9 protein-coding genes are annotated in these 12,355 nt (G+C 34.5%); 1 reads left to right on the top strand and 8 read right to left on the bottom strand.

The window, feature by feature from the left end; genetic code table 11:
- Nucleotides 1-56: 56 nt before the first annotated feature.
- The 6 genes from ACODR7_RS14310 to rpiB form a co-directional block, all read right to left on the bottom strand.
- On the bottom strand, nucleotides 57-806 hold the full coding sequence (locus ACODR7_RS14310; RefSeq protein ID WP_488840004.1) for an SDR family NAD(P)-dependent oxidoreductase: 750 nt from the start codon (nucleotides 804-806) through the stop codon (nucleotides 57-59).
- An 82-nt stretch (nucleotides 807-888) separates the two neighbouring features.
- On the bottom strand, nucleotides 889-1,260 hold the full coding sequence (locus ACODR7_RS14305) for a YraN family protein (RefSeq protein WP_276963333.1): 372 nt from the start codon (nucleotides 1,258-1,260) through the stop codon (nucleotides 889-891).
- Nucleotides 1,261-1,295: 35 nt separating this feature from the next.
- On the bottom strand, nucleotides 1,296-2,225 hold the full coding sequence (locus tag ACODR7_RS14300; RefSeq protein WP_488840002.1) for a S66 peptidase family protein: 930 nt from the start codon (nucleotides 2,223-2,225) through the stop codon (nucleotides 1,296-1,298).
- Nucleotides 2,222-2,908: a LysE family translocator gene (locus tag ACODR7_RS14295; RefSeq protein WP_488840000.1), complete on the bottom strand. Its 687-nt coding sequence runs from the start codon at nucleotides 2,906-2,908 to the stop codon at nucleotides 2,222-2,224. The genes ACODR7_RS14300 and ACODR7_RS14295 overlap by 4 nt, the downstream gene beginning before the upstream one ends.
- Nucleotides 2,909-3,143: 235 nt before the next feature.
- Nucleotides 3,144-5,297 (bottom strand): ribonuclease R, encoded by a 2,154-nt coding sequence (gene rnr / locus ACODR7_RS14290; protein WP_488839998.1) that lies wholly within the window; start codon nucleotides 5,295-5,297, stop codon nucleotides 3,144-3,146.
- 339 nt (nucleotides 5,298-5,636) lie between these two features.
- Complete coding sequence (rpiB, locus tag ACODR7_RS14285; protein WP_034694035.1) at nucleotides 5,637-6,071, bottom strand: ribose 5-phosphate isomerase B; 435 nt, start codon at nucleotides 6,069-6,071, stop codon at nucleotides 5,637-5,639.
- A 642-nt stretch (nucleotides 6,072-6,713) separates the two neighbouring features.
- On the opposite strand from rpiB, the gene ACODR7_RS14280 reads away from it, so the two are divergent.
- Nucleotides 6,714-7,904: a phosphoglycerate kinase gene (locus ACODR7_RS14280; RefSeq protein ID WP_488839996.1), complete on the top strand. Its 1,191-nt coding sequence runs from the start codon at nucleotides 6,714-6,716 to the stop codon at nucleotides 7,902-7,904.
- Between the two features lie 1,512 nt (nucleotides 7,905-9,416).
- Here ACODR7_RS14280 and ACODR7_RS14275 read toward each other — a convergent pair.
- Together ACODR7_RS14275 and mnmG are read right to left on the bottom strand one after the other, a co-directional pair.
- Complete coding sequence (locus ACODR7_RS14275) at nucleotides 9,417-10,238, bottom strand: class I SAM-dependent methyltransferase (RefSeq protein WP_488839994.1); 822 nt, start codon at nucleotides 10,236-10,238, stop codon at nucleotides 9,417-9,419.
- A gap of 113 nt (nucleotides 10,239-10,351) precedes the next feature.
- The gene (gene mnmG, locus ACODR7_RS14270; RefSeq protein WP_488839992.1) at nucleotides 10,352-12,214 is read right to left on the bottom strand and encodes a tRNA uridine-5-carboxymethylaminomethyl(34) synthesis enzyme MnmG; all 1,863 of its coding nucleotides are present in this window, start codon (nucleotides 12,212-12,214) and stop codon (nucleotides 10,352-10,354) included.
- Nucleotides 12,215-12,355: the final 141 nt, after the last annotated feature.

Genomic DNA, 12,355 nt, shown 5'->3' with positions numbered 1-12,355 from the left:
CATTGCAAGAGCAAAATTGCTTTTAATATTCCGCAAATTTACTCCATTATTTTGGACTATTTTCTATAAATCGTTCTTGGCTCGGCCTGAGCACTTGGATAGATGGTCATATCGGAAACAGTAACGTGTTTCGGTGCATTTACACAGTAAGCAATGGCATCAGCAATATCTTCCGCTTTCAGGGCATCATAGCCTGCGTACACTGTTGAAGCTTTTTCACTGTCTCCTTTGAATCTCACCAGAGAGAAATCCGTTTCTACAGCTCCCGGCTGGATATTGGTTACTTTTATTCCAAATTCGGTAAGCTCCAACCTCATTCCTTCCGAAATAACATCTACTGCTTTCTTCGTTGCACAGTACACTACTCCATTCGCATAGGTTTGTCTTGCTGCTACAGAACTGATGTTTACGATATGACCTAAATTTTTAGTTTTCATAATTGGAATGATCATTTTAGAAACATAGAGTAATCCCTTTACATTTCCGTCGATCATAGAATCCCAGTCCTCTGTCTTACCAGCAGAAAGAGGATCTAACCCATGAGCATTGCCAGCATTATTAATCAGAACATCAATATCTTTCCAGTTCTCAGGAAGAGAATTAATGGCTGCTTCCACTTCTTCAAGATTCCTTACGTCAAATTTTAAACTAAATATTTCGGCATATTCAGAAAGTACCACTTTTACAGTTTCCAGTACTTCACTTCTCCTTCCACAAATAATGATTCTGTTTCCTTGTTTTGCAAGAAGCTCTGCAGTGGCTTTACCTATACCGGAAGTTGCTCCGGTGATCAATATTGTCTTCATAAAATTGGTTGTTAAATGTCTGAATGCACTACTCTGTCAATGTCATGATTTTGTTACATTCAAACATTGTTGTATTGATTTATTAATTTGCATCAAAGGCCTGAAAAGCATCTTTGATATGGTCAATGATTAAGTTTTTGTTATCATCGGGAAGAACGGAAATAATATCAAATCTGACTTCCTGATCTTTATTAAATTCCTCCAGATAATGATTAGCTGCGGAAACAATAGATTTTATCTTAGTTTTGGTTACAGCTTCCTGAGGAAGGAGGAAGACATCGGTAGATCTTGCTTTCACTTCCACGATAATAATCAGATTATCATTCTCAGCTATAATATCAATTTCGTTATGCTTAAAACGAAAGTTTCTGGCCTTAATTGTATAGCCGTTTTTCTGAAGATAATCAGCAGCGAGATTCTCTGCTATTTTTCCAAAATCATTATGATGGGCCATACTGTAAGTTTTAGAGTTGGGAGAGTAGTGGTATTTTAAAAATCAATCTTAACACTGCTGTCTACATTCATTTTCACGTTGGCTCCGATTAAAAGCGGCCTGTTGTCTTTAATATGCCCATTCGGGAAGGCAAATACTACCGGGAAATTATACTTTGAAATTCTGTCTGAGATCAGTTTATATACGAACTCATCAAAGCTTTCCTCATAACTTTGATTTTCCTTTTCATCACCCATATTGGTCATTCCGCCAACGATTAATCCTTTGATTTTATTGAAGACCCCTGCCAGCTCCAGACTCATGATCATACGGTCCAGTGCATAGAAGTTTTCTCCGATATCTTCGATAAACAGAATCTTGTCTTTAAAATCGAATGAATATTTCGTCCCCAGAAGAGCGTAGATAAGGGCTAAATTCCCTCCAACCAATTCTCCCTGGATATTCCCTTTTTTGTTCAAAGGGTGAGATTTTAGGCCGTATTTAGGCTTTTTGCCTTTAAGGATATCAAAGATCAGATCATAGCTTTCATCTGTCACACCAAAACTGGATGTCTTGATGGTCTGCCCATGGATGGAAGCAAAACCTTTTTTCAACAGATAACTTTGTATGACCGTATTATCAGAATATCCAATATACCATTTCGGGTTTTCCATAAACTTTTTCAGCTTCAGATGCTGAAGAAGATGCTGGCATCCATAACCTCCTCTGGAAGCCCATACAGCTTTTATTTCAGTGTCATTAAAAGCCCAGTTGATATCTTTTGCTCTTTCCTTTTCTGTTCCGGCATAATTATATCCGTTTGAAAATTTAGTGTAGAGATGTTCCCCGGGAACGGGTTCAAAACCTCTGCTTCTAATCATTTCTATTCCTTTTTCCAGTTGAGGGGCATCTACCGCTCCTGCAGGGGAAATAACAGCTATTTTGTCTCCTTTTTTAAGAGACTTTGGAAAGATCATTTTTTTCATTTTGCTTTTTGATATTTTACTTCTTTCTTTTCTGCTTCCTCCAGTTGTCTTTCAAACTGATTGAATTTTTTGAAACTCTGCAGGAAAATAAAGAAACTGAAGATAATAAGAATACAGCCAACAACTCTTCTGATCTGGTTGGCCAGTTTTTGTGTTAATTTATCATGAAACTGCTTGGCAAGAAATATCTTGGCAAGATCTATAGAAAGGTAAGTGGCCAGTACTATGCTGATGTATAAAATAAAACTGCTGGTGTCCGGATATTGATTCCTTACGGAAATTACCGTTACCAGCCAGAAAAGGATGACTCCAACATTGAGAAGATTAAAGAAAAAACCATTGAAAAATGTTTTAATATAATTCTGGCCGATAATCCTTTCTTCACCGGGCAGATGCATCTTGGTTTTGGTAACCAGCATCACAATCCCATAGATAAAAATAAGAATGGAAGTAATTCTGTAAAACCCCGGATGCTTATCTATTAATGTTACAATATCTGTACTGGCATAATACGCCGCTACAATGCATAATAAATCTGCTGTAATGACACCAAGATCTAATGACAGGGCATGTCTGGGGCCTCTGGAAAAACTGGTTTCAATTAACAGGAAAAATATAGGTCCTATGAAAACCAGGCTCAGCATAAATCCTAATATGATGGCAGATAGTACAAGTTCTAGCATTAAGTGGTGTTTTAAAATGAATAAAAATTCATTTCGTTTAATACAAAGTTATACTTTATGATTTAATTATTCAATAAAGTTGTAATATATCAAGTAGATTTTAAGGAGAGTTTAATCTGAAATTTTAAAGAAAATAGGAGAGGACTGCTATACCAGGTTTAATATTAGAAAAAAAGCTGATTGTTTTACAACATATCAGCCTTTTTATAGTTTATATACAGTATTTAAAAATATCTTACTTCACAATCTGGAAGTCAAGCTGCTTCTGAATCAGATTGGCTTTTACCACTTTGATCTGAACTTCATCTCCAAGCTGATATTTATTTCCGTGTCTTATTCCGTATACGGCATGGGTTTTTGCATCATACATATAGGAATCATCCACAAGGTCTCTCAACTTGATCAATCCTTCTGCACCATTTTCAGGAATTTCAACCCAGAAACCAAACTCCGCCACTCCGGAAATTACACCTCTGAAAGTTTCTCCCAGATGTTTTTCCATGAATTTCACCTGCATGAATTTTATGGAGTCTCTTTCCGCATCTGCTGCCAGTCTTTCCATGGCGCTGCAGTGTTTTGCTTTGTCTTCAAGCTCACCTCTGTTTGGAGATTTTCCTCCATCCAGATAATGCTGAAGAAGACGGTGTGCCAACAAATCTGGGTAACGGCGGATAGGAGAGGTGAAGTGGCTGTAATATTCAAAACCAAGACCATAGTGGCCAATGGGTTCTGTAGAATATACTGCTTTGCTCATACTTCTCATCGCAAGAGTTTCAATCATATTTTCCTCACCTTTTCCTTTCACATCATGAAGAAGTTTATTCAAAGATGCGGCAACCTTCTTGGTATTGGCCAGATCCATTTTATATCCGAAAGTAGCAACAAAGTCTCTCAACGATTCCAGTTTTGCAGGATCCGGATCATCGTGAACCCTGTAAATAAATGTATTGTTGGTGATCTCACCTTTTCTTGAAAGCGATACAAATTCTGATACCTTTTTATTGGCTAAAAGCATGAATTCCTCGATCAGGTGATTGGAATCTTTACTGATTTTAAAGTACACACCAATCGGCTCATTATTTTCATCAAGATTGAATCTTACTTCACTTCTGTCAAAAGTAATCGCTCCTTTTCTGATACGTTCATGACGCATTATTTTCGCCAGCTTATCAAGCGTGTTGATCTCTTCCGCAAGATCTCCCTGTCCGGTTTCAATACGTTCCTGAGCCTCCTCATAAGTAAATCTTCTGTCTGAATGGATAACGGTTCTTCCAAACCACTGTTTCTGAATTTCAGCATTGTCATTCAATTCAAAAACTGCAGAAAAAGTATATTTATCTTCATGTGGACGAAGGGAGCAAACATCATTACTCAACACTTCCGGAAGCATCGGCACAACCCTGTCAACCAGATATACTGAAGTAGCTCTCTGATAGGCTTCATCATCAAGAATAGTTCCCGGCACTACATAATGAGATACGTCTGCAATATGAACTCCGATTTCCCAGTTTCCGTTTTCCAGTTTTCTGATGGATAAAGCATCATCAAAGTCTTTGGCATCCTTAGGGTCAATCGTAAACGTGCAGATATCACGCATATCCCAACGTTTTGCCACCTCTTCATCTGTGATGCTTCTGTCAATTTTATCAGCATCAGCTTCAACTTCTGTTGGAAACTCATAAGGAAGGCCATATTCTGCAAGAATAGAGTGGATTTCCGTTTCATGTTCTCCCGGAGCGCCCAGCACCTGAATGATTTCACCTTCCGGATTTTTGTCACCCGGTCTCCATTCTGTCATTTTTACAATAACCTTATCTCCATCTTCAGCATTGTTGAATTTTCCCTTCGGAATAAAGATATCCGTATTGATTGATTTTTTATCACACACTACAAACCCAAATTCCTTGTGGGCAACCTTCTGAAAGGTACCTACAAATTCAGTTCTGTTACGTTCTAGAACTTCCAAAACAGAACCTTCAAGCTTCTTTCCTTTATAATGATATGTTATAATAAGAACCTTATCTCCCTGCAGTGCATCCTTCACATTTTTGGCATGAACGAAGACATCATCTTCCAAACCTTCCACACTTACGTAAGCGTTTCCACTTTGGTTAAAGTCAATAGTTCCGGTAAGCGTTCCTGCGATTTTCAGGTTCACTATATATTTTCCTTTTTCTACTTCTTTAATTTTTTCAGATCCCTGAAGTTTATGCAGTGCCTGGATCACAAGTTCTCTTTGTCTTGGATTTTTGTAATCTATTCCATCAGCGATCTGCTTATAGTTATAAATTTTGGATGAATTTGCATTCATAAAACGGAGGATCATTCTTCCGATCTCCATCATTTTTAAATCATTTTTATGACTTATATATTTTCTTTTTTTTGGCATTTTAATTTTCTTTTAATTAATTTAGTCTTACCTGGGGTAAGACCTTTTTCTAAATTTTCCTTATCCGTTCCTTTCTATAAGGTCATTCAATTTCATCATTAGAATCTTTCCGTAAATCATCAGAAATTATCTTTCAGTTTGCTTACAACGGGAGCTTTAGTTTTGTATAAATTTAATACAATTCTGGAGAAGAAAAGAGAAAAACCTTCTATTAAATATATTTCAAATATAAGAAAGGCTTTGGAGAATAATAGAGTATAATTTCTATTGGACACTGCAAATGTACGAATAAAAAATAAATAAGGCTTGCAAAGTAATTTACAAGCCTTATTATAGTATTTAGCAAACTGCAATTTTATCAACTCTGTTCTGGTGTCTTCCACCTTCGAAGTCTGTTGAAAGAAATTTATCTACAATTTCAAGCGCCAGCTCTTTAGATATAAATCTTGCCGGCATTGAAATCATGTTGGCATCATTATGCTGTCTTGCCAGTGTTGCAATCTCCGGCATCCAGCACAAAGCGCATCTAATTTTCTGGTGTTTGTTCGCAGTGATCTGAACTCCGTTTCCGCTTCCGCAGATCAAAATTCCAAGCTCATTTTCTCCGTTTTCCACAGAGGTTGCAGCAGGGTGTACAAAGTCCGGATAATCCACACTGTTTGTGGAAAACGTTCCAAAATCCTGTACTTCAAAACGTTCTGAAAGGTAGTTCTTAACAATCTCCTTATATTCATAGCCTGCATGGTCCGCTGCAATAGCAATTTTTCTTTTCATAATACTCTTATTAAGCTTTATTAGATTCTATTTCCTTACAAAGGTAAGAATAATAACAATTCGTGTTAGTAAACCCTGAGTTAATTGTGAAAAGGTATGTGAATAACTGTGGAAAACTTTTCTCAACTTTCTATTTTTAAAGATGAATTTATTTCGTAATAGAAAATCTTTCCTCAAACTTTTACCACAACTTTCCAGATGTTTTCTTCAGCTATCCCCAGATTTTTCCATAATAAAATAACTAATAATTGCTTTATCTCAAAGTTATCAACATTTGTTAATAAGTATGTGAAATAGCGGGTTTACAGAGATTTATATTGTGAGTTAAATATGAGTTGAGTAAAAGTTGAATGTTATCAATTTTTAGCCTAAAACTTATCCCCGAAACTAACAATACTCAACAACAACTACATTATTCTTTTTTTTATAAGAGAAAGAATTGTTGATTAATGGGTGATTGGGTTCGGGGAAAGTTTTTGAAAACTTTTATTTTAATCAAACTGTTGAAAAAGTTTAAAACCTTACATTTGTGAAACAAAAATTCAATGAGGTTTATGAAATTGTTCTTGCGAGATTTTACAAAAACTAAAACGGATTTCTGCAGAACAGTCTCATAAGGCTTAGCAAAAAATAAATCTATTTATGAAAACAATCAATGATCTTAATTTTAAAGATAAGAAGGCTCTGGTAAGAGTGGACTTCAATGTTCCGCAGGATGATCAACTGAAAGTGACAGACAACACAAGAATTGTTGCTGTAAAACCTACAGTGGAAAAGATTCTTAATGATGGTGGTTCTGTCATCTTGATTACACACCTTGGAAGACCAAAGGGAGAGGTTAAAGATGAATTTTCCCTTCAACATATTGTAGATGAAGTTTCTTCTGTTTTAGGACAGGAAGTAAAGTTTGTAGACGAATGTATCGGAGAAAAGGCAGAGCAGGCAGCTGCAGATTTGAAACCAGGGGAGATCTTGCTATTGGAAAATGTACGTTTTCATAATGAAGAGGAAAAAGGAGATGCTGCATTTGCTGAGAAACTTTCCAAATTAGGAGATGCTTATGTAAATGATGCATTTGGTACAGCGCACAGAGCTCATGCTTCCACAGCAGTAATAGCTCAGTATTTTCCATCAACTAAATATTTCGGTTTACTGATGGCTAAAGAGCTTCAGGCTATCGATAAGGTTTTAAAGAGTGGCGAAAGACCTGTTACAGCTATTCTGGGAGGGTCTAAAGTTTCAACTAAAATTACCATTATAGAAAATATTCTTCCTGCAATTGATAATCTTATCATTGGGGGAGGTATGGCATTTACCTTTATTAAGGCTCTTGGAGGAAAAATCGGTACTTCTCTTGTAGAAGAAGAGAAGCTTCCTTTAGCACTTGAGATCTTAGGAAAGGCCAAAGAACATAAAGTAAAAGTATATCTTCCGTCTGATGCTATCATTGCTGAAAGCTTTAGTAATGATGTAGAAAGAAAAGAAGCTGATATTTATGCTATTCCTGAAGGATGGATGGGACTTGATGCTGGTCTTAAATCAAGAGATCAGTTTAATGATGTATTGCTGAATTCACGCACAATTCTTTGGAACGGGCCTATCGGGGTTTTTGAAATGTCAAATTTTGCTGGTGGTACAGTTGCCTTAGGAGAGAGTATTGCTGAAGCAACAAGATTGGGAGCTTTTTCTTTAGTGGGAGGCGGTGACAGTGTTGCTTTCGTGAAGCAATTCGGATATGCTGATCAGGTTAGTTATGTTTCTACCGGTGGGGGAGCAATGCTTGAAAGTCTTGAAGGACTTGAATTACCAGGGGTAGCTGCCATCAATAATTAATAGAAAATATAATATATTTTAAAGCCTGCTAATTATATTAGCAGGCTTTTTTATTTTTTAAACTTAAAAAAAATCCTTTATTGATCGGTGTTTTAATATTATTTTAGATATAACTTATAGTTATATATAGATAGGTTGAATTCTCTTTCAGTGGCTTATGTTTTTCAGGAATTTAATGATCACAATATTCTTGTAAAATTTATGTATATAGGAGACTTTATTTCTGTTTTTATTCTCATTTTGATTTGGTAAATGACCATGATTTTTGCAATATTATTGATATAAAAAGAGGTGTTTCTTCTATAAATTATACCTTGTATTTCGAAAAATATAGAAAGAGAAATTGATATAATTTTATGAAAATTATTAGAAAGTTGGAAGGAGGATTTGTGATTTTTTCTTCTAATTGGAATAAGACTTTATTCATCTTTTTTTGGAAAAAATATGATAGAGTGATTTAAAAATGAAAGATTTCTGGAAATAGTATTTTTGCTTGTTTTAATTTTAAATTTCTGTTATTAAAGTAGAGATACAAATTTTTGTGAATCCTGGAGCTTTAGATTTATTTTTTATTTCACATATAAGTGACTTTATTGTATCTTATTGTATATTAATGATTAAACTAATTTGTTAACAGTTTTATTCCTTATCATTTTCATATGATCATTTTCCATAATATTAGAAATAAGTGCGTAAGTGCAATAAAATGAGTAAGTTAATGCCTTTTTGATTTTTTATTTCTTTAGACTGAAAAATTTGATATGAAGTTTTTAATTCTTTATGAGGTTTCTATTTTCAAATTTTTTGTTGAGTATTGAGTTTTGAATTCTCTAGGATTATTAATTTTTATTATTCCGATTTTCTCAAAAAATAGTAACCAATCAATTTTCATCAATTTTTTTTTATAGAAAAAAATTATTTTAATAAAAATCATAAAGTGGAGTAGGGGACTTCTTTTTTGTTTTTATATAGTGGAAGAATTATTTTACGAGGAAATTCGATTTTCAATTTTGCTTGCGGCCAGAAATATACTTACCTGTTCATCTTTATTTTTTTTCTTTTTTAAATAAAATGCTGAAAATCGACCTTCATAAATAGCTTAAAAATCGATTTTCTATCTTTTTTTAAGTGTTAATATCTTATTTTGTTTTGAGATTAAATTTACGCTGTTTTTGTGATGGTTTTTCTTAATAAAACTATATTTCTGCTTTTTTACGTTGATTTTTGTGCTTTTGTTGAAAACTGATTCAGAAAGTTCTATAAAAGCTTTAAGTACATAAATTAGTGGCATTTTTCTCAATTATCAAAATGGAGTAGGGGAGATATTTTTATTGGTAGAGAAGGACGGTTAAATTTTAATATTGTTTTTGAGTTTTTATAAATTGAATAAGAATTTAAAATATGGATATGATCCATAAAAAGAAAACTCAGGAAAAAAAATCCTGAGTTTTTTAAGTTTTAATCTTAAAATCCTGAAAAACGACCTTCATAAATAGGTTAAAAATCGATTTTCTATCTTTTTTCGATAACGTATATCAAACTTGAAAATTCGTTCGAAAATAAGGCTTTTACGTTGGAAATCGTTCCGTAAACCACAGCTTTTATCCAAAATAGCGGTGATTTTTTATATTTTTCGCTCAACATGGAGATGTAATAAGAATCAAGAACCAAAGGTTTGATCTTTCTCATTTTCCAGTCAGGATTTTTAGAAATTAAGTTTTCCATACCTTTTTTTGAAAAATGATAGATATGTCTTGGTACATCATAAGCTGCCCAATACTCTTTATAATGTTTCGCATCATAAGAAGTAGGGTTAGGAACAGCAATAACAAGAATTCCTTTTTCCTTTAATTTTCCATGGAAAATAGCAAGCATTTCATCCTGATTCTCGATGTGCTCAAATACATGCCAGAGTGTAATAGCATCTAAGGTATTTTCTTCAATTTTATTTATATTATCTAAGATGGAAGCCTTTGTAATTTTTCCTTTTGCTGCTTTTCTTGCATCAGAATCCGGTTCAAATCCGTAGGTTTCAAAATCATTTTCTATATACTTTACAAACTCTCCGGCACCACATCCATAATCTAAAACTTTTGATCCTTTTTTTATTCTGTCTACGAGTATATTCTTTTTGTACTGCAGATTGAAAGACTGAAGAAATTTATAAAGCTTTTCTTTCATACTTCCTGAATCCTGGTGATGAGAAATATAATCTTCGCTTTCATAATATCTGGAAATATTGGATGGGATAGGAGTGGTTTTAAATACGCCTTTTGTTTCTGTCTCTTTAATTTCAAATATTTCCTGTGAAAGAAAATGATCTTTTATTTTCATTGAAGTAAATATCTTTAATATGATAAAAAATTAAGATATCCAGAAGCTTTTTATGCTTTTAAATACCTTAATTTTTGTTTTTGTTTTTAATGTTTCACGTGAAACATTTTTTATTAACGTCCTAAATAAACTAGTAATACATTGATATCAGCCGGGGAAACACCGCTTATTCTTCCTGCCTGGGCAATTGTCTTCGGACGAACATTTGTCATCTTCTGTTTTGCTTCTGCAGAAAGACTGCTTAGCTTTGTATAATCGAAGTCTTCCGGGATTTTAATATTTTCAAGGCGATTCAGTTTAGCTACATTTTCCTTTTCTTTCTCAATATATCCTTTATATTTAATATTGATCTCTGCCTGCTCTCTTACTTCTTCATTATATTGAGTAGAAACTTCTTTAATAAAATCAATTTCATCCAGCTTTTCTAATGTCATATTAGGTCTTGTAAGGATTTGAGCTGCTCTGTAAGCCTGATCTACAGGACTACTTTCAATAGATTCCAAAACCGGGTTAATGATACCTGGTTTTAAAGAAGTTTCTCGAAGAAATTCTTCAAGTGATTGACTTTCAGATATTTTGGTTTCAACTCGTCTTAATCTGTCTTCTTTTGCTAATCCTAACTGGTATGCTTTCTCTGTTAGTCTGATATCGGCATTATCCTGTCTTAAAAGAAGTCTGTATTCTGCACGTGAAGTAAACATTCTGTAAGGTTCTTCTGTTCCTTTTGTGATCAGGTCATCAATCAATACTCCAATATAAGCTTCATCTCTGTTTAAGATAAAATCTCCTTTTTCATGAACTTTATTGTGTGCATTGATTCCGGCAATTAATCCTTGACCTGCTGCTTCTTCATATCCGGTTGTTCCATTGATCTGTCCTGCGAAATATAAATTATCAATTAATTTAGTTTCGAGGGTATGTTTTAATTGGGTAGGAGGGAAGTAGTCATATTCAATAGCATAACCCGGACGGAAAACTTTTACATTTTCGAATCCTGGAATATGTTTCATTGCTTTGATTTGTACATCCTCAGGAAGAGAAGAACTGAATCCGTTTACATAGATTTCTACAGTTTTCCATCCTTCCGGTTCTACGAAAAGCTGATGTCTGTTTCTTTCTGCAAAACGATTGATTTTATCTTCAATACTTGGACAGTATCTAGGGCCTAAACTTTGAATGGTGCCATTGAACATTGGACTTCTGTCAAAACCTTCTCTTAAAATATCATGTACGGTTTCGTTAGTATATACAATATGACAGCTTAGTTGTTTTGTTAGTTTCGGAGTATCAAGATAACTGAACTTTTGAGGATTTTCATCTCCTTTCTGTTCTTCCATTTTTGAATAATCCAAACTTCTTCCATCTACTCTCGGTGGAGTACCGGTTTTCATTCTTCCTGCTTCGAAACCTAAAGTGACCAATTGTTCTGTAATTCCAAAAGCTCTTGGTTCACCCATTCTTCCTCCGCCTAATTGTTTATCTCCAACGTGAATTAATCCGTTAAGGAAAGTTCCGTTGGTTAGAACTACAGATTTTGCTTTAATCTCAATTCCTAAAGAAGTAACCACTCCGGCTACTTTATTATTTTCAACAATCAGTTGTTTCACCATATCCTGAAAGAAATCAAGATTGGGAGTATTTTCTAATGCTAAGCGCCATTCTTCAGCAAAAAGCATTCTGTCATTTTGGGTTCTCGGAGACCACATCGCAGGACCTTTTGAAAGATTCAGCATTTTGAATTGGATCGCAGATTTGTCTGCCACAATTCCGGAATATCCTCCCATTGCATCAATCTCTCTTACGATCTGTCCTTTTGCGATTCCGCCCATTGCCGGGTTGCAACTCATCTGTCCGATGGTCTGCATATTCATTGTAATAAGTAAAGTTTTTGAACCGAGGTTAGCTGCTGCCGCTGCGGCTTCGCAACCTGCATGTCCTGCACCTACCACTATTACATCATATATTTCTGAAATCATTTTTATCTCGCTTGTTTTAAGCTTTAAACCTTATCTTTATAACCAATGTTTCACGTGAAACATTTTTGGAGAATGCACTCTAGGTAAACTTATATTGTTGCTAGAATAGAGTACTTTAGGCACAGGACTTTAAGTAATTCT

It is taken from the genome of Chryseobacterium sp. FG46, assembly GCF_057809135.1.
The sequence above is the reverse complement of the archived record's forward strand: the minus strand, read 5'-3'. Positions and strand labels throughout refer to the sequence as shown.